Genomic DNA, 17,826 nt, shown 5'->3' with positions numbered 1-17,826 from the left:
AGAGAGGGGGCATTTCGTTATTAAGAAGCAGAATGAGGTCGAAATGTCTCCTATTTGGTCATAGTGACGTGGTTTGTGAGCATTTTGACGAATTCATGTTTGTGAACACAGGTTTCAAAGCGCCTGACCGCGATCCACCTTGCTGCTGAGGATGATCGACGTGGTGGTTTTTTCGACGCCCTCGACATTGCCGATGCGGTCCAGCAACTGGTCCAGTAGTTCCGGTGACTCCGTGTGCAGCCAGGCCACGTAGTCGAATTCGCCGCTCACCGCGCACAACTGCCGCACAGCGGCCATCGCGCTTAGCCGTTTGACGACCTCTTTGCCCGAGCGTGGCTGCACCTTGATGCCCACATACGCCTGTAGCCCGCCGCCCATCACCTGCTGCCCCAAGCGCACGCCGTAACCGGAAATCACCTTGTTCTTCTCCAACCGCTCGAGCCGTGAGTTGACCGTAGTGCGAGCGATGCCCAACTGGCGCGCGAGCATGGCCACGCTCTCGCGGGCATTGATCTGCAACAGGGCGATCAGCTGGCGGTCGATTTCATCCAGGGCAAATGGGCGAAGGTCTGGCATGGCGTGGCGTGGCGTGGCTCGGCGACGGGAAGTGGGGAGGTAGCCTAGCTAGCCTGGGTGGGTGGGGGCAAGGAGGCGTGCACGAGTGCGCTCAGCCTTTTCTTGGGGCTCGCTGTGCTATTTGATAACGGGTACTGCGGCCGCCTCCGGGCAGGCGTTCGATACAGCCTTTTTCCAGGAGGTCACTGAGGTGGCGAGTCGCAGTGGCTTTGGATACCTTCGCCACGGCTTGGTATTGCGCCGCGTTGATGCCGTGCTCGAAGCCGCGCTCGCCACCGTCGAGCAGACGGTTGAGTACTTTTACCTGCTCTGCTGATAACCCCTGGCCGCGGTGCACCTGCCAGAATCGCGCCTTTGCCAGTACTCGATCAATACGTACAAGAGCCTTTTCCAGGCTGTTGAGCAAGGTGGTGAGGAACCAATACAGCCAACGGGTGATATCCAGTCCGCTTTTCTGACTGGCTTCCAGGATACGGTAATAACCGGCGCGGTCGTCGAGAATGCTCGCGGACATCGCATAGAAACGGATGGTTTGTCGTTCACCCTGCGCCAATGCCAAGTCGGTGAGCGCACGGGTAAGACGGCCGTTACCGTCATCGAACGGGTGTAGGGTAACGAACCAGAGGTGCGCGATACCTGCACGCAAGAAAGGATCCAGGTTCGCATCGCTGCGACTGCGCTCGAACCACGTTAGAAAGTCCGCCAGTTGTGTTTCCAATCCCGTCCGCGGAGGCGCTTCGAAATGGACCGTCGGGCGGTCGATCCGGCCGGACACCACCTGCATGGGCTCATCGCCGCGCAGTGTGCCGATGTGCAGAGGTCTCGCCAGCAACGGGTCATCGCTTGGAAACAACCAACGGTGCCAAATGAAGAGCCGTTCTGTGTCCAGCGTTTGTTGATACCCCTGAGTGGCATCGAGCAGCAATGCTGCCAGGCCTTCGGAGCGTGGTGTGGTCGATTGGCTTTCTTCGTTCAACCCTAAGCGCCGCGCCAGCGATGAGCGCACGGAACCCACATTCAGTTGCTCGCCCTCGATGGCGCAAGACGTGACGATGTTCTGCAGCAGGGCATCCAGGCTGCTTTGCACTTCAGTGTCATGCCCTACGGCATCGAGCATCCCCAATAGACGGCCTTGTACCTGGCCGCAGGTGCGCAGCAGCGGGGCAAGTGTTTCAGTTTGCCAGGTAAACGCTGGCCAATCGGGCTGCTGCCAGATCCATTGCGGGTCGTTCATGGGTAGCATTCACGTGAGCCGATTAGCGAGCCTATTCGGCTCACTCAGTGAGCCGATAATGCCTGCTATTCGGCTCACTGTCTAATGAATGGAGGGAAAAAAGCGGCCTGATGAGCGGTTTCAACGCGGGCGTCGGGTCCATACGCCGATATGAAGATGAAAAAAAGCCGCACAACTGCGCGATTTCGCAGAGGGTGGTTCAAACCTGCCCAGCAGAGCCATTGTCTTGTTGGCTTCTATACACGCCTCTAGAATGGGAGGCCCTCGCAAGGCAGGAAACACTATGTGGTTCATGAACAAGAAAACGCTCAGTGCCGAGCAGGCGACTGCGCTCAATGACCAGGGCTGGGCGGCGTTCCGAGAGCAGGATCTGGACACCGCGCAGGAGTGCTTCGAAAACCTTGCCAAAGCGTGTCCCGACGACCCGCGCTGGATGAATGGCGTGGGCGCGGTGAGCCTGGCGCGTGACGATCGCGCCGATGCCCATCGGCACTTTCAGAGGGCCGCTGATCGTGACTATCCCGGCAGCCACTACAACTTGGGCATCATGGCCTACCAGGACGGTAATCACGAGGTCGCCCGCCGACACTTCCTGAGGGCTGCCGAGCACGATTATCCGGGCAGCCACTACAACCTCGGCAGCATGGCCTTCCAGGAGGGTGATCACGACACTGCCCGCCAGTACTTCCAGAAAGCCGCCGAGTACGATTGTCCCCGCAGCCACTTCTACCTTGGCAGCATGGCCTACCAGGATGGGGATCACGATGCCGCCGTCGAGCACCTCAACAACGCCGTGCGCCACGATCATCCAGAGGCGCTGAACCTGCTCGGCGACGTCCATCTGCATGCCGAACGTTATCCGCAGGCTGAGCAGGCCTACCGGCGCGCTGCCGAGTTGGGCAATGTCGACGGCTACAACAATCTTGGCCTTCTGTATTTGCAGCTCGAAGACTATCAGCAGGCCAAGCAGGCGTTGTTGCAGGCCCTGGAATCCGACCACGTCTACGCCCAGCACAACCTGGCTGTGGCCTATCACCGTTTAGGCGAGCTCGAGGCGGCAGAGCGCTGGTACCTGATTTCGTTCTCTCTGCACGGCAACCTGCAGTCGCTGGAGAACCTTGGGCATGTTTATGGCGATACTGGGCGTGAGGTCGAGGGCCAGGCGCTGGTCGCGGCTTCCGACAAGCTCTACGAGGATCAGCCTCTCGATGATTACGAGCAGGCGTTGATCGACCGTTTGCTGGCCTGAGCCACGATGACCTTGCTGCTCGCGCCGCGACCCAAAAAGCCGAAAGCCGCGCAGTGCGCGGCTTTGAGTGTGGTGGGCCCACACGGACTCGAACCGTGGACCAAAGGATTATGAGTCCTCTGCTCTAACCAACTGAGCTATAGGCCCTCAGTAGGAGGCGCGATTATAACGAGGGTTTCGCACCTGTGCCATCCGAAAGATCCGTTAGTGCTATGCGAAGAAACCGCGCAGCGAATTCCTCCGGCAGCAAGGGCAGGCTGACGATGTAGCCTTGGATCTGCTCGCAGCCTTCGGTAGCCAGAAAACGCTGCTGGGCCTGGTTCTCGACGCCTTCGGCAATGATGGTCAGTTGCATGCTGCGGCCAAGCGCAATGATGGCGCGTGCGATAGCGGCATCGTGGGGGTCGTCGGGCAAGCCGCGGATGAAGGATTTGTCGATCTTGAGGATGTCCAGCGGCAGCCGCTTGAGGTAGCTCAGCGACGAATAACCGGTGCCGAAATCGTCGATCGCCAGTTGCACGCCCAATTTCTTCAACTGGTGCAGCACCGCCAGGGCTTCTTCGGCCTGGCTCATGATGAAGTTCTCGGTGATCTCCAGCTGCAGGTCGCCGGCCTTGAGTTGGTGTTGCCTGAGCAGTACCTCGATGCGCCGTGCGAGGTTGGGTTGGCGCAGTTGCGCGCCGGCCAGGTTGATCGACAGCGGACCAAAGGGTTCGTACCGCTGTTTCCAGGCCTGCATCTGGCGGCAGGCCTGTTCCAGTACCCATTCACCCAGTTGCAGGATGGTGCCGTTTTCCTCTGCCAGGTGAATGAAATGCTCCGGTGGCACTTCGCCAAACGTCGGGTGGCTCCAGCGGATCAAGGCTTCGGCACCGACCAGGGTCTGGGTTTGCAGGCTGAGCTTGGGCTGGAAGCACAGGCTCATCTCGTTGCGTTCGATGGCCCGGCGCAGTTCGTGCTCCAAGGCGACACGCTCACTGGCCTGGGCGGTCAGGTCGCGGGTATAGACTTCCACCCGGTTGCGCCCCTTGGCCTTGGAGCGGTACATGGCGGCATCGGCGTTGCGGATGAGCGTGGCGACATCGCTGCCGTCGTGTGGGTAGAGGCTTATGCCAATGCTGGCGCTGGTGAAGAACTCATGCTCGCCGGCCTGGAAGGGGGCGTTGAAACACGCCAGCAGCTTGTTGGCGATGGTGCTCGCGTCACTGGGCTTGTGCAGGCCGGGCAGCAGGATGATGAACTCGTCGCCCCCCAAGCGCGCCACGGTGTCCACATCGCGCACCTGCTCTTTGAGACGCTGCGCGATACCCTTGAGCAGCAGGTCGCCTACCGGATGGCCAAGGCTGTCGTTGATATGCTTGAAACGGTCCAGGTCCAGGAACAGCACGGCGCCCTGGCGGTTGGACAGCTGTCCACACGTCAGCACGGCCTGGAGGCGGTTTTCGAACAGGGTACGGTTGGGCAGGCCAGTGAGAGGGTCGTGATGTGCCTGGTAGTCCAGTTCGGCTTGGGCATGCTTGATGCTGGAGATGTCGGCGAACACCGCCACGAAGTGCGTGATCTCGCGCTCGGCATTGCGCACGGCACTGATGGTCAGCCAGCTGGGGTACAGCTCGCCGTTCTTGCGTTTATTGTAGATCTCGCCCTGCCAGTGCCCTTCATCGGTCAGTTGATGCCACAGGGCAGCGTAGAAGGCGCTGTCATGCTGGCCCGAGGCGAGCAGGCGAGGGGTTTGGCCCAGCGCTTCGATCTCGCTGTACCCGGTGATTTCGCTGAAAGCACGGTTGACCGCACTGATGCGCTGGTCGATGTCGGTAATCAGCACGCCCTCGGCGGTGTTTTCGAACACCGTGGCGGCCAGTTGCAGTTTCTCCTGCATCAGGTGGCGCTCGGTGATGTCCCGGGCGATGGTCAACATGCAGTCGGTGCCGGCGATTGGCAGCGGGCGCGCAGACAATTCGCATAGGCGAATCTGCCCGTCGCTACGGCGGATATGGCAGGTGAAGTCGCGTACGAAGCCCTCTCGGTTGAGCTGGTCGAGCAGGCGCTTGCGCTCGTTGAGGTCTACCCAGATGCCAAGGTCGAGCGACGTCTGGTCCAGGGTGGGGTGTAGGGCGTAGCCGGTAAGGCGGCAAAACCCGTCGTTGACCTCCAGCAGCAAGCCATCGTGCTGACGGGACAGCAACAGGCCGTCTGGGGAGGCATGAAACGCCTTGGCGAACTTTTCCTCGGAAATCTGCAGCTGCTGCTGGGTTTCCTTGAGCTGGCTGATGTCGCGTACGGCGACCACCAGCGCAGGCGTGCCGTCGAGTTCGAAGGTTTCAGCGGACGTAAGCCCTGTGAACAACTGGCCGTTGCTGCGTCTGAAACTCATCTCCAGGTTGCGGATGCCGCCCAGGTGCAGGCGCTCCAGTAGGCGAGGCCCTGAACCCTCGACTGCCCATAGATTGAGCTCGGTCGCCGTCCGGCCGATGACCTGACCAGGCGTCAGGCCTATCTGCTCTTCGAACGCTTCGTTGACCTCCAGTAGGCAGCCATCGCTGTGGCGAGCGATCAGCAAGATGTCGGGGCACTGCTGGAACACCGAGGCAAACTTCTGCTCGGACAGACGCAGTGCGTCTTCGGTGCGCTTGGTTTCGCTGATGTCGATCATCAGACCGCGCATGACGGGCTGGTGGCCATGCTTGATCATGCTGACGATGTTGCGTACCCACAACGCTTGGCCATCGGCACGAATTACCCGGTAATCCAGGCTGTGGTCGCGCCCGGCAGCAGTTTCGCTTTCGCAGTAGGCCTGGGCCCATAGCGCATCGTCAGGGTGCACGATGCTGCGCCAGAAGCCAGGCTTTAGCCAGTTGCTCAGCGGATAGCCGAGCAGGTCCTCGGCATGGGGCGATACATAGCTGTACGTGAAATCGTTTACGTCCGCTTCCCAGGCGATGGCTGAAAGGCTCTCGACCAGGCCACGGTAATGGTATTCGCTGCTGCGCAGCTCCTGCTCCAATGCGATGCGCCGGGAGATTTCGGAACTCAGGCGCCGGTTGATACGCATGACCGTGGCCAGCACCAGTACCAGCAACAATACGGTGGGCACGCCATACACCACCAGATCGGACCAGAACATGCGCGCAGTGCCGTGTTGTGCGGAGGCTTGCGGGGGGGCGGATTGCGCCGTGGTCTGGCCGGGTACCGCTACGGCAACGTACTCGGCGACCGGACCTGGTTGTTGCACTTGCGCAACGCCCGTTGTGGTCCACAGGCTCAGGGCCACCAGCAGGATGGCCGGCATCAGGGGCATAGCGGCCTCTCGCATTCAAATGGACTGAGTCGAGTGTAGACGGCCAATTAGCTCTGGGATGGGTGTCAGGGAGATTTTTTCAGGCTTAACAGGGCCTTGGAGACGGATGGCCAGCGGTATACGAAACCCAGAAAAAACCCCGGCCTGGGCCGGGGTTGGTCATCACTCGTCGAGGAAGGAGCGCAAGTGCTCGCTTCGAGTCGGGTGCCGCAGCTTGCGCAGCGCCTTCGCCTCGATCTGACGGATCCGCTCGCGGGTCACGTCGAACTGCTTGCCCACTTCTTCAAGGGTGTGGTCGGTGTTCATGTCGATGCCGAAACGCATGCGCAGCACCTTGGCTTCACGTGCAGTGAGGCCCGACAACACATCGCGGGTCGCTTCCTTGAGGCTTTCGACCGTGGCCACGTCGATCGGGGACTGCATGGTCGAGTCCTCGATGAAGTCACCCAGGTGCGAATCTTCATCGTCACCGATCGGGGTTTCCATGGAGATCGGCTCTTTGGCGATCTTCAGTACCTTGCGGATCTTGTCCTCAGGCATTTCCATGCGCTCACCCAACTCTTCCGGGGTCGGCTCACGACCCATTTCCTGCAGCATCTGCCGGGAAATGCGGTTGAGCTTGTTGATCGTTTCGATCATGTGCACCGGAATACGAATGGTGCGTGCCTGGTCGGCGATGGAGCGGGTGATCGCCTGACGAATCCACCAGGTGGCATAGGTCGAGAACTTGTAACCGCGACGGTATTCGAACTTGTCCACAGCCTTCATCAAGCCGATGTTGCCTTCCTGGATCAGGTCCAGGAACTGCAAGCCACGGTTGGTGTACTTCTTGGCGATGGAGATCACCAGACGCAGGTTGGCCTCGACCATTTCTTTCTTGGCGCGGCGAGCCTTGGCTTCGCCAATCGACATGCGACGGTTGATTTCCTTGATCTCGGAAACGGTCAGGCCGGTTTCGGTCTCAAGGTCGATCAGTTTCTGCTGGCACGCAACGATGGCTGCGTCCTTTTCACCCAGGGCCGCAGCCCATTTGGTGTTGCGCTTGGCAAGGTCACCGCTCCATGTCTGGTCGGTTTCGTTGCTGGGGAACATGCGCAGGAAGTCGGCACGCGGCATACGGGCATCACGCACGCACAGCTGCATGATGGCGCGTTCTTGCTGACGCAGGCGGCTCAGTGCGCTGCGAACACGCTCGACCAGCACTTCGAACTGCTTGGGGACCAGCTTGATCGGCATGAACAGATCGGCCAGTGCCTGCAGGGCAGCAATGCTTTCCTTGTGATCACGGCCGTTCTTCTTCAGGACCTTGTTGGTGGCCTGAAGCTGATCGGAGACCGCGCCGAAGCGTTGAGCTGCAACGACAGGGTCCGGACCGCTTTCGGCCTCTTCCTCGTCGTCACTGTCAGAATCTTCTTCCTCGTCCTCGGACTCTTCCTTCGCAGCGGCAGTCTTGGCGCCTGGAATCGGCACTTCCTCTGTCGGTGCAGCGATGTTGTCATCGGGATCGATGTAACCACTGAGGACGTCCGACAGGCGGCCACCTTCGGTGGTGACGCGGTCGTACTCGCCGAGAATGTAATCGACAGTGCCCGGGAAGTGGGCGATGGCGCCCATGACTTCACGAATGCCTTCTTCGATCCGCTTGGCGATTTCGATCTCGCCTTCGCGGGTCAGCAGCTCGACAGTACCCATTTCACGCATGTACATGCGTACTGGGTCGGTCGTGCGGCCGATATCGGTCTCAACTGCCGCCAACGCAGCAGCGGCTTCTTCGGCCGCGGCTTCGTCGGTGTCGGCTTCCGCCAACAGAAGGGCATCCGCATCCGGAGCACTCTCGAATACGTTGATCCCCATGTCGTTGATCATGCGGATGATGTCTTCCACCTGTTCAGGATCTGAAATATCCTCAGGCAGGTGGTCGTTGACCTCCGCGTAAGTCAGGTAGCCCTGCTCACGACCGCGGGTGATCAACTCTTTGATACGAGACTGCTGTTGCGCTTTTCCGGACATAACACCCTATCCACTGAAGGTCTTGGCGGGCAAAAAACAAGCCGAGGATTATACCCGAGCATGGACCTCACGCGCCAGATGAGGTCGGGTTTTGTGCGGGAACATTCCGGCTCAACAAGGCGAGAAGCTGGGTTTTTTCCTCGCTGGTCAATTCGCTTTGACGGGATTTCCTGAGCAGTTGTTCCAGGCTTCGCTCACGTTGGCGAGCGGACAAGCTAGTAATGGTGTCGAAAAACTGTTGTTCAAGGTTGTCGGCCACGATCAGCCATTCCTTCTCCGCCAACGCCCGCAGCAGGCGACCTTGTTCGGTGCCATGCCAGCGTGCGATCAACTGCATTGAGCTTAGCCCAGGATTTTTCTGTGCAGCTTCGATCAATGCCACCAGCAGTTGGCTGTAGAGCTGTTCTTCGTCGGCAAAATGGCTGGCGTCTTCCACCTTGCCGGCCAGGAGCGGGTGATGCAACAGCGTGCGCAGCGCCGCCAGCGTAGGCGGTTCGACCGGTGCCGGCACGCGGGGCGCAGGCTCGTCACGCTGCCACGGCTTGCCGCCCCTGCGATGCTTGTCCCAGGGTTTGTCGCTCCAGGCTTTCTTGCCGCCGGCCTTTTTGGGCGTCCAGGCCTGTTCCTGATGAGCGCCAGCATAATCGGGCTGCGGCATGTCGGCGTAATCAGGCGTGTAGCTGACCATGGCATCGTAGTCATAGCCTGGGTCGTAGTCTGCGCTGGGCGCCGCGGGGGCCTGCTGCGCCAGTTGCTCAACCTGCTGCGGATCGAGCCCGGTGATTTCCCGCAAGCGGTTGCGCATCAGTTGACGCAGGTTGGCGCCCGGGATTTTTTCGATCAACGGTGCAGCCAGGGTGGCCATGTGCGCCTTGCCTTCGAGCGAGCGAGGGTCTGCCTCGATGCTCAGCTGCTCGAAGAAGTAATCGGCCAATGGTTGCGCGTGCTGGTTGATGCGGGCCATGAAGGCGTCGGTGCCTTCGGCGCGGACCAGGCTGTCTGGGTCTTCGCCTTCAGGCAGGAACAGAAAACGCGCGCGACGGCCGTCCTGCAGGTTCGACAGGGCGGACTCCAGCGCTCGCCAGGCCGCCTTGCGCCCGGCCTGGTCGCCGTCGAAGCAGAACAGTACGCTCGGTACCACGCGAAACAGGCGCTTGAGGTGCTCTTCGCTGGTGGCGGTGCCCAGGGTGGCCACGGCGTTGCGCAAGCCCTGCTGGGCCAGGGCAATCACGTCCATGTAGCCCTCGACCACGATGATTTCGTCGAGGTTGCGGTTGTGCTTGCGGGCCTCGTACAGCCCGTAAAGCTCCTGGCCCTTGTGGAACACAGGCGTTTCGGGAGAGTTCAGGTACTTGGGCTTGTCGTCACCTAGCACCCTGCCGCCGAAGGCGATAATGCGGCCACGGCTGTCGCGAATCGGAAACATCACCCTATCGCGGAAGCGGTCGTAGCGTTTGCCGGTTTCGGCATTCTCGATCAGCAGGCCGGCATCGATCATGACCTTCTGCTGTAGCGTGTCGGCACCCAGGTGCTTGAGCAGGTTGTCCCAGCCAGGCGGCGCGAAACCCAGGCCGAAGTCTCGCGCCACTTCGCCGGATAAACCGCGGCCTTTCAGGTACTCCACCGCTGCCTTGCGGGTCGGGTGACTGCGCAGGGCTTGGCGGTAGAACTCCGAGGCGGCGTCCAGCAGCGGATACAACGGTGAGTCGGTCGGCTGGCGCGGTTTCTGGTCGCGCCGGCCTTGCTCGCGCGGGACCTCCATGCCTGCCACTCGTGCCAGTTCCTCGACGGCCTGGGGGAAATCCAGGTTGTCGTGGTCCATGACGAAGCCAAGGGCGTTGCCGCCGGCGCCGCAACCAAAGCAGTAATAGAACTGCTTGTCGGGGCTCACGGTGAAGGAGGGGGTCTTTTCCTTGTGGAACGGGCAACAGGCAGAATAATTCTTGCCGGTTTTTTTCAGTTGGACACGGGAGCTGACCACGTCGACGATGTCGAGGCGGTTGATGAGGTCGTCGATGAAACTCTGGGGAATCAGCCCGGCCATGGCAGTCTCGTCAATCTGGCAACTGGCAAGTCTAATCGCTCACGCGCCGAATGCAGCGGGTGATGCTTGAAGCTATGCGGGGAATAAGTGCCCGTCGCCGGCCCATGAGGCCCGTCAGTCGGACGTGCACGCCTGGCCTACAACACAATGACCAGTTCTGACGTTTCAGGCAGGTTGCCCGCATGCACGGTGCTTGAACATGTGCATGGAGCCTTGAGCAAGCTGCTCAAGTTTGAAACGACCACTGCCATCGCCCGGTGGTTAACCGGGCAGGGCAGAAGCTTTGCGATGAGCGTCTGTATTAGTACAGACGAACGGCGCGGCGCTGTTCGCGCTGAACTTTCTTGGCGTGACGTTTGACAGCGGCAGCTGCCTTACGCTTACGCTCTGCGGTCGGCTTCTCGTAAAACTCGCGGCTACGAACTTCAGCCAGTACACCGGCTTTTTCGCAGGAGCGCTTGAAACGACGCAGAGCTACGTCGAAGGGTTCGTTCTCTTTAACTTTGACGGCTGGCATCCAGGGCTACCTTAATTCATTACCGGGGTAGACGCGCTCCTGGCAAAACAAAGGTGTGCTGGAGAACGTCGGTTTTCAAGGGTTGCGGATGTTAACCCTTAGCAAGCCGGAATGCAAAGCCTCTGATCGAAAACCGCTGGTCGGCACCTTGCACGGGGACTATCATGCGCGCCTTCGAATTCAGCCCCCACAAGGGACGAGCCCATGCTAGTACTGGGATTGGAAACATCCTGCGACGAAACCGGCGTCGCATTATACGACAGTGAACGGGGCCTGCTGGCCGATGCGCTGTTCAGTCAGATCGATCTGCACCGCGTGTTTGGCGGCGTGGTGCCCGAACTCGCGTCGCGCGACCACGTCAAGCGCATGCTGCCGCTGATTCGCCAAGTGCTGGACGAAGCGGGTTGCGTGGCCACCGAAATCGACGCCATCGCGTATACAGCAGGCCCCGGGCTGGTCGGCGCACTCCTGGTCGGTGCCTCCTGCGCCCAGGCCCTGGCCTTTGCCTGGGACATCCCGGCCATCGGTGTACACCACATGGAAGGCCACTTGCTGGCGCCCATGCTGGAAGAAAACCCGCCGGCGTTTCCGTTCGTCGCCTTGTTGGTTTCCGGCGGTCATACCCAGCTGGTGCGCGTCGATGGCATTGGTCAGTACGAATTGCTGGGCGAGAGCCTGGACGATGCGGCCGGCGAGGCGTTCGACAAGACCGCCAAGCTCATCGGCCTGAACTACCCTGGTGGGCCGGAAATTGCCCGGCTTGCCGAGCGCGGCACACCGGGTCGGTTCGTGTTTCCTCGGCCGATGACCGATCGGCCAGGCCTGGCAATGAGCTTCAGTGGCCTGAAAACCTTCGCCCTCAATACCTGGCAGCAGTGCCGGGAGGCTGGTGACGACAACGAACAAACCCGTTGCGACGTGTCCCTGGCGTTCCAGCAGGCGGTGGTAGAGACTTTGACCATCAAGTGCAAGCGGGCACTCAAGCAGACGGGCCTCAAGCGGTTGGTCATTGCCGGGGGGGTCAGCGCCAACAAGGCCCTGCGCGCTTCGCTGGAAGACATGCTCGGCAACCTCAAGGGCAATGTCTATTACGCCCGTCCGCAGTTCTGCACCGACAATGGGGCCATGATCGCCTATGCCGGCTGCCAGCGGCTGCTGGCGGGGCAGCAGCAAGACCTGGCGATCAGCGTGCAGGCGCGCTGGCCGATGGAGCAGTTGCCGCCCCTGTAGGGGTCAGAAGTGCCGCTCGCGGCCTGCAAACAGGTCACGCAGGTTACTGCGATGGCGCCATACGATCAGGACGGTCAGTACCGTCATCGGCAGCAGGGCCTCGGGCTGGCGCCAGGCCAGCAATGGCAGGGTCAGCGGTGTAGCGATCAGCGCAGCCAGGGAGCTGGTACGGGTGAGGTACAGGGTCAGCACCCAGGCAACGATGGCCAGCAATGCGGCAGGCAAGTACAAGCCGACCAGCATGCCGGCCGCGGTCGCCACGCCCTTGCCACCGCGAAAGCGAAAGTACACGGGGAACAGGTGGCCCAGCACTGCACAGATACCGATCCAGGCCTGCGCGTGCAGGTCCAGCCCGGCAAGGCGGGCCAGCATTACCGGCAACAGCCCCTTGCACAGGTCGCCAAGCAGGGTCAGGATCGCCATCTTGCGCCCTGCCAGGCGCAGCATGTTGGTAGCGCCGGCATTGCCCGAACCACTGCAACGCGGGTCCGGGCTGCCCGCAAGGCGGCTCAGGACAATGGCGAAGGACAGCGAGCCGAGCAGGTAGGCGAGCAGCGCCAGTAACCAAAACATGCTAACTATTCCGGGCGAGGACGCCCTGATTCTAACGGCGCCAGTCGCCCTTGTCGTGCTGTGGAGAGAAGTGCTTGGACAGAGTGTTCATCGAAGGCCTGGAAGTCGATACCGTGATCGGTGCCTATGACTGGGAGCGGGATATTCGCCAGTGCCTGCGTCTTGACCTGAGCTTCGCCTGGGATAACAGGCCTGCGGCCGCGGGCGACGACCTCGCCCTGGCGCTCGATTACGCGAGCGTTTCGACGCGCATCCAGGGGTTCGCCGAGCAGGCACGCTTCGAGTTGGTCGAAACCTTCGCCGAGCGCCTGGTTGCCGTGTTGATGGACGAGTTCGGCATCCCCTGGGTGCGCTTGAAGCTCACCAAGCCGGGCGCAGTGCCGGCAGCGCGCGGTGGTGTTGGCGTGGAGATCGAGCGCGGATGTCTCTGAGCACGGTATACCTGGGCCTTGGCAGCAACGTCGATCGGCACACCCACCTGTGTGCCGGCCTCGATGCGCTGGCGGCCATTCTGACCGACATGCGTTGCTCGCCCGCGTTCGAAAGCCAGGCGGTGGGCATCAAGAGCGGGCCGTTCATCAATTTCGTGGTGACCGGACAGACGACGTTACCGTTGATCGAACTGGACCGGCGGCTGAAATTCATCGAGGCCGACAATGGCCGGTATGCCCCTGATCGACTCGGCCTGCCGCTGGATATCGACGTGCTGATGTATGACAACCTGCATGGCACTTTCGACGGGCTGATGCTGCCTCGGGCTGAGATTCTGAAAAATGCCTTCGTGCTGTGGCCGTTGTCGCTGCTGGCGCCTGAACTGGTGCACCCGGCTGTAGGCAAGACCATGGCGCAGGTGTGGCAAGAGTCGCAAATCGATCAGGTCCTGGCGCCCGTCGCCTTCGAGTGGCGCGGGTTGCAACTGACGCCTGCCTGAGGCTCATACCGTCGGACGCAAGGCTCAGCATGTCGGCCATCAGCTGCTGCTGGGGTTGTCGCGCAGGTCGAGCGTGAGCTGCGCGGCATCGTAGCTAGCTGCCCTTGTAGGCATCGAGCGCCTGCAAGCGCCCGTTTTTCAAGGCCTCACCCAGCGCCTGGCCGGTGAAACCAGCCTGAACCAGCGGCTTTACATCCACGGCCCGGGCAGCGGCCATAGCCCCTTGCAGGTAGTCTGCCTGCCGGTAGTCTGTCTGCCCGTTGCCCTGCGCAATCGCCCGACAGGCTGCTAGAAAGTCCTCGAAACGCTGCGGCCTGCGGTAAACGTCGAACGTTTGCAACAGATCCAACAGCGTCTGGGCAGGCAGCTCTAAGGCCTGGTTGGCCTGCTCCAGGCACTGGCTGGTCAGCATCGACAGGTCCTGGCATTCCCGCGGGGTCTTCAGGCGCTGATTGAGCGCCTTGATCGACGCGGTTGGTAAAGGATGCAGCAGACAGGCCCAGCGTATGGGCAACGCAAGCTGATGCCGGGCTGCCTGTTCCAGTGCGACCAGGGTCTGGGGATGAGGCTCCAGTTCCGGCAGCAGCACGTGCAGGGCATTGCATGCTCGCAGAACTTCGAAGAACACCTGGGGGTGCGCCTCCATCAATGCCCGCTCGATTTCTTTCCAGGTACGTTCTGCCGTCAACGCCAGCAGTTCACCCGAAGCGCTGATGTGCTGCATCAAGCCCAGCGTGTCGTCGGCCACCTTGAAGCCCAAAGGCGCATAACGTGCTGCAAAACGGGCCACGCGCAGCACACGCAGTGGATCTTCGGCAAACGCGGGCGAAACGTGGCGCAGCAGGCGCCGATCAAGGTCGGCCTTGCCCTGATAAGGGTCGTAGAGGGTGCCGTCCGCGTCCTCCGCCATCGCGTTAATGGTCAGGTCGCGGCGTATCAGGTCTTGCTCGAGCGTGACGTCCGGGCTTGCGTGAAAGGTGAACCCGCCGTAGCCCCTGCCGCTCTTGCGCTCGGTACGGGCCAACGCATATTCCTGGCCGGTCTTGGGATGCAGAAACACCGGAAAGTCGGCGCCAACCGGGCGGAACCCTTTGGCGAGCATGTCTTCAACCGTGGCGCCTACCACGAGCCAGTCGATATCGGTGACCGGGCGGCCGAGTAGGCGGTCGCGTACTGCGCCCCCCACTTTGTAAATGTGCATAAGTAACTCCCCCTGATTGCCGACAGCATAACCTGCCGACCGCCAGGGGGCGCATCACAGGTGGTGAATGACCGCCATGTCCAGGCGCCCGTAGTCAGAACCTTCGCCGTGCTCGCCACGAGGGGGCATGTGATGGGTTTTCATCACCTGGTCGCCTTGCACGGTTTCAAGATGAATATCGAACCCCCACAAGCGATGCAGGTGCTTGAGTACCTCTTCGGTCGAATCCCCCAAGGGCTTGCGGTTGTGTTGCTGGTGACGAAGCGTCAGCGACCGATCTCCGCGACGATCGACGCTCCATATCTGCACGTTCGGCTCGCGATTGCCGAGGTTGTACTGGGCGGCCAATTGTTCGCGGATGGTGCGATAGCCTGCATCATCGTGGATGGCAGGCACGTACAGTTCGTCCCGCTGGTCATCGTCCAGGATGCTGAACAGTTTCAGATCACGCATCACCTTGGGCGACAGGTATTGAAGGATGAAGCTTTCGTCCTTGAAGCTGCTCATGGCGAACTTGAGGGTTGAAAGCCAATCGCTGCCGGCAATGTCCGGGAACCAATGGCGATCTTCCTCGGTGGGTGCTTCGCACATGCGCCGAATGTCGGTGTACATGGCAAAGCCCAGTGCGTAAGGGTTGATGCCGTTGTAATAGGGGCTGTCGAAGCCCGGCTGGAAGACCACGCTGGTATGGGACTGAAGGAACTCCATCATGAAGCCTTCGGTGATCAGCCCCTCGTCATACAGATCGTTCATCAGTGTGTAGTGCCAGAAGGTCGCCCAGCCTTCGTTCATCACCTGGGTCTGGCGCTGTGGATAGAAATACTGGGCGATCTTGCGCACGATCCGCACCACCTCGCGCTGCCAGGGTTCGAGTAGCGGTGCGTTCTTCTCGATGAAGTAGAGGATGTTTTCCTGAGGTTCGGCGGGGAAGCGCACGTCGTCCCGTTCACTGGCCTTGTCGGCACTTTTGGGGATGGTGCGCCACAGGTCGTTGATCTGCCGTTGGAGGTGTTCCTCCCGATCCTTCTGCCGGCGACGCTCTTCTTCGGCGGAAATGGGGTAGGGGCGCTTGTAGCGGTCCACCCCGTAATTCATCAGGGCGTGGCAAGAGTCGATGAGGTCTTCCACCGCATCGATTCCGTGACGCTCCTCGCACTGGGCGATGTACTGCTTGGCAAAGACCAGGTAATCGATGATCGAGCTGGCATCGGTCCAGGTGCGGAACAGGTAGTTGCCCTTGAAGAAACTGTTGTGCCCATAGCACGCATGAGCGATCACCAGGGCCTGCATGCACATGGTGTTCTCTTCCATGAGATAGGCGATGCAGGGGTCTGAGTTGATGACGATTTCGTAGGCAAGCCCCATTTGCCCGCGGCTGTAGGATTTCTCGGTACTGAGGAATTGCTTGCCGTAGGACCAGTGGTGATAACCCAGCGGCATGCCGACCGAGGCGTAGGCGTCCATCATCTGCTCGGCAGTGATCACCTCGATCTGGTTGGGGTAGGTGTCCAGGGCGTAACGTTCGGCCAGGCGGCCGATTTCCCGGTCGTAGGTTCGGATCAGGTCGAACGTCCACTCTGAGCCGGTGGAGATGGGCTGGCGTCTCTGTGCTCTGGCGGTCATGTGGCTAACCTGCGCTGGAAGAGTTCACGGAAGACCGGGTAGATATCGCCGGCCGATACCAATTGCTGTTGCGCGAACGTATCGGGGAAGGCATCGCCGATACGTTCGTACTCGTACCAGAGCGCCTGATGTTCACGTGGGGTGATTTCCACGTAAGTGTAGTACTGAACGTGCGGCATGATCTGCCGGTTGAGGATGTCGCGGCAGATCGGTGAGTCGTCGTTCCAGTTGTCGCCATCCGACGCCTGGGCTGCGTAGATGTTCCAGTCACTGGCCGGGTAGCGTTCGGCCATGATTTCCTGCATCAGCTTCAAGGCACTGGAGACGATGGTGCCGCCGGTTTCGCGACTGTAGAAGAACTCTTCTTCATCCACCTCGCGCGCGCTGGTGTGGTGCCGTATGAACACGACTTCGATCCGGTCGTAGTTACGCTTGAGGAACAGATACAGCAGGATGAAGAAGCGCTTGGCGATGTCCTTGGTGGCCTGGGTCATCGAGCCCGAAACGTCCATCAGGCAGAACATGACGGCCTTGGAACTAGGGTTCGGTTGTTTCACCAGCAGGTTGTACTTGAGGTCGAAGGTGTCGAGGAAGGGCAGGCGATTGATACGCGCCTTCAACCGCTCGATCTCCTGCTCGATTTCCTGGATGTCGGTAAAGTTGTCAGGCTCCTCGACGCGCAGGCGCTCAAGTTCCTTCTGGGCTTCGCGAAGCAGGGCGCGGCTGCTGCCGGTCAATGCGATGCGCCGGGCATGGGCCGAGCGCAATGTGCGCACGATATTGATGCGTGACGGGTTGCCCTCGCTTGCAATACCCGCGCGCACGTTCTTGAAGGTGTCTGCCCCCGTCAGGTGACGCTTGACCAGGTTGGGCAACTCCAGATCCTCGAACATGAACTCCAGGAACTCCTCCTGGGTGATCTGGAAAACGAAGTCGTCCATGCCGTCACCGGCATTGCCGGCCTTGCCACGGCCACTGCCGCCGCCACCACCCTGCGGACGGGGGATATGCTCGCCTGCGGTGAATTCCTTGTTGCCCGGGTGTACGACGGTCTGCTTGCCGCCACGGCCATGGTGCAGCACTGGCTCGTCGATATCACGACCAGGGATGCTGATCTGCTCACCGTGCTCCATGTCCGTGATGGAGCGGCGACTGACCGCTTCTTCCACGGCCTTTTTGATGTGATCACGGTACCGGCGCAAAAACCGCTGGCGGTTGACCGTGCTCTTGTTCTTGCCATTCAGGCGTCGGTCGATAACGTAGCTCATGGTTCCTCCTGCGGGGAGCAGCTGCAAGCCATAAGCTTCAAGCTGCAAGAAAGAGCAGCCGCCGCAGCTGCG

General features: G+C 60.8%; 13 protein-coding genes, 1 tRNA gene and 1 pseudogene. 4 read left to right on the top strand and 11 right to left on the bottom strand.

Translation table 11 applies throughout. The annotated features are described in order from the left end of the window. Positions 1-114: 114 nt before the first annotated feature. Together CWR53_RS20525 and CWR53_RS20520 are read right to left on the bottom strand one after the other, a co-directional pair. Entirely contained in the window at positions 115-576 is a 462-nt protein-coding gene (locus CWR53_RS20525; RefSeq protein WP_058603024.1) for an Lrp/AsnC family transcriptional regulator, read from the bottom strand. 91 nt (positions 577-667) lie between these two features. Continuing rightward, entirely contained in the window at positions 668-1,810 is a 1,143-nt protein-coding gene (locus CWR53_RS20520) for a Fic family protein (protein ID WP_100852363.1), read from the bottom strand. Positions 1,811-2,102: 292 nt separating this feature from the next. On the opposite strand from CWR53_RS20520, the gene CWR53_RS20515 reads away from it, so the two are divergent. Continuing rightward, the gene (locus CWR53_RS20515; RefSeq protein WP_258313172.1) at positions 2,103-3,059 is read left to right on the top strand and encodes a lipopolysaccharide assembly protein LapB; all 957 of its coding nucleotides are present in this window, start codon (positions 2,103-2,105) and stop codon (positions 3,057-3,059) included. Between the two features lie 70 nt (positions 3,060-3,129). On the opposite strand, the gene CWR53_RS20510 is transcribed toward CWR53_RS20515, so the two are convergent. The 5 genes and pseudogenes from CWR53_RS20510 to rpsU form a co-directional block, all read right to left on the bottom strand. Further along, positions 3,130-3,206, bottom strand: a tRNA-Ile gene (locus CWR53_RS20510). 16 nt (positions 3,207-3,222) lie between these two features. Further along, positions 3,223-6,186 (bottom strand): annotated as a pseudogene (locus tag CWR53_RS20505) (EAL domain-containing protein); the annotation flags it as partial. Between the two features lie 333 nt (positions 6,187-6,519). After that, on the bottom strand, positions 6,520-8,367 hold the full coding sequence (gene rpoD, locus CWR53_RS20500) for an RNA polymerase sigma factor RpoD (protein WP_100852361.1): 1,848 nt from the start codon (positions 8,365-8,367) through the stop codon (positions 6,520-6,522). Between the two features lie 67 nt (positions 8,368-8,434). Continuing rightward, the gene (gene dnaG / locus CWR53_RS20495; protein ID WP_100852360.1) at positions 8,435-10,411 is read right to left on the bottom strand and encodes a DNA primase; all 1,977 of its coding nucleotides are present in this window, start codon (positions 10,409-10,411) and stop codon (positions 8,435-8,437) included. 301 nt (positions 10,412-10,712) lie between these two features. After that, positions 10,713-10,928, bottom strand: a complete 216-nt coding sequence (gene rpsU / locus CWR53_RS20490) for a 30S ribosomal protein S21 (protein ID WP_003255575.1) — start codon at positions 10,926-10,928, stop codon at positions 10,713-10,715. A gap of 204 nt (positions 10,929-11,132) precedes the next feature. Here rpsU and tsaD point away from each other — a divergent pair, with 204 nt between their 5' ends. After that, positions 11,133-12,158, top strand: a complete 1,026-nt coding sequence (tsaD, locus tag CWR53_RS20485; protein WP_058603029.1) for a tRNA (adenosine(37)-N6)-threonylcarbamoyltransferase complex transferase subunit TsaD — start codon at positions 11,133-11,135, stop codon at positions 12,156-12,158. A 3-nt stretch (positions 12,159-12,161) separates the two neighbouring features. Here the strand turns inward: tsaD and plsY are convergent, their stop codons facing one another. After that, the gene (gene plsY, locus CWR53_RS20480) at positions 12,162-12,731 is read right to left on the bottom strand and encodes a glycerol-3-phosphate 1-O-acyltransferase PlsY (protein ID WP_058603030.1); all 570 of its coding nucleotides are present in this window, start codon (positions 12,729-12,731) and stop codon (positions 12,162-12,164) included. Between the two features lie 74 nt (positions 12,732-12,805). Between plsY and folB the strand changes: the two genes are divergently transcribed. Together folB and folK are read left to right on the top strand one after the other, a co-directional pair. Continuing rightward, complete coding sequence (folB, locus tag CWR53_RS20475) at positions 12,806-13,162, top strand: dihydroneopterin aldolase (protein WP_027913621.1); 357 nt, start codon at positions 12,806-12,808, stop codon at positions 13,160-13,162. After that, positions 13,153-13,662 (top strand): 2-amino-4-hydroxy-6-hydroxymethyldihydropteridine diphosphokinase, encoded by a 510-nt coding sequence (gene folK, locus CWR53_RS20470; RefSeq protein ID WP_100852359.1) that lies wholly within the window; start codon positions 13,153-13,155, stop codon positions 13,660-13,662. Before folB ends, folK begins: the two co-directional genes overlap by 10 nt. A 94-nt stretch (positions 13,663-13,756) precedes the next feature. On the opposite strand, the gene CWR53_RS20465 is transcribed toward folK, so the two are convergent. From CWR53_RS20465 to CWR53_RS20455, 3 genes are read right to left on the bottom strand one after another with little or no spacing between them, the layout of a single operon-like run. Next, entirely contained in the window at positions 13,757-14,863 is a 1,107-nt protein-coding gene (locus CWR53_RS20465; protein ID WP_058603033.1) for a multifunctional CCA addition/repair protein, read from the bottom strand. A gap of 54 nt (positions 14,864-14,917) precedes the next feature. Beyond that, positions 14,918-16,486 carry a SpoVR family protein gene (locus CWR53_RS20460; protein ID WP_058603034.1) on the bottom strand — a complete coding sequence of 523 codons (1,569 nt, stop codon included), beginning with the start codon at positions 16,484-16,486 and terminating at the stop codon, positions 14,918-14,920. After that, positions 16,483-17,754, bottom strand: coding sequence for a YeaH/YhbH family protein (locus CWR53_RS20455; RefSeq protein WP_058603035.1), 1,272 nt, complete (start codon positions 17,752-17,754; stop codon positions 16,483-16,485). The genes CWR53_RS20460 and CWR53_RS20455 overlap by 4 nt, the downstream gene beginning before the upstream one ends. Positions 17,755-17,826 lie beyond the last annotated feature (72 nt).

This window comes from Pseudomonas sp. SGAir0191 (assembly GCF_002812565.2).
GTDB lineage: Bacteria > Pseudomonadota > Gammaproteobacteria > Pseudomonadales > Pseudomonadaceae > Aquipseudomonas > Aquipseudomonas parafulva_B.
The sequence above is the reverse complement of the archived record's forward strand: the minus strand, read 5'-3'. Positions and strand labels throughout refer to the sequence as shown.

Bases quoted from the DNA above. Each gene is read 5' to 3' on its own strand.
- CWR53_RS20525 (WP_058603024.1), bottom strand. From the start codon at position 576: ATGCCAGACCTTCGCCCATTTGCCCTGGATGAAATCGACCGCCAGCTG.
- CWR53_RS20520 (WP_100852363.1), bottom strand. From the start codon at position 1,810: ATGAACGACCCGCAATGGATCTGGCAGCAGCCCGATTGGCCAGCGTTT.
- CWR53_RS20515 (WP_258313172.1), top strand. From the start codon at position 2,103: ATGAACAAGAAAACGCTCAGTGCCGAGCAGGCGACTGCGCTCAATGAC.
- rpoD (WP_100852361.1), bottom strand. From the start codon at position 8,367: ATGTCCGGAAAAGCGCAACAGCAGTCTCGTATCAAAGAGTTGATCACC.
- dnaG (WP_100852360.1), bottom strand. From the start codon at position 10,411: ATGGCCGGGCTGATTCCCCAGAGTTTCATCGACGACCTCATCAACCGC.
- rpsU (WP_003255575.1), bottom strand. From the start codon at position 10,928: ATGCCAGCCGTCAAAGTTAAAGAGAACGAACCCTTCGACGTAGCTCTG.
- tsaD (WP_058603029.1), top strand. From the start codon at position 11,133: ATGCTAGTACTGGGATTGGAAACATCCTGCGACGAAACCGGCGTCGCA.
- plsY (WP_058603030.1), bottom strand. From the start codon at position 12,731: ATGTTTTGGTTACTGGCGCTGCTCGCCTACCTGCTCGGCTCGCTGTCC.
- folK (WP_100852359.1), top strand. From the start codon at position 13,153: ATGTCTCTGAGCACGGTATACCTGGGCCTTGGCAGCAACGTCGATCGG.
- CWR53_RS20465 (WP_058603033.1), bottom strand. From the start codon at position 14,863: ATGCACATTTACAAAGTGGGGGGCGCAGTACGCGACCGCCTACTCGGC.
- CWR53_RS20460 (WP_058603034.1), bottom strand. From the start codon at position 16,486: ATGACCGCCAGAGCACAGAGACGCCAGCCCATCTCCACCGGCTCAGAG.
- CWR53_RS20455 (WP_058603035.1), bottom strand. From the start codon at position 17,754: ATGAGCTACGTTATCGACCGACGCCTGAATGGCAAGAACAAGAGCACG.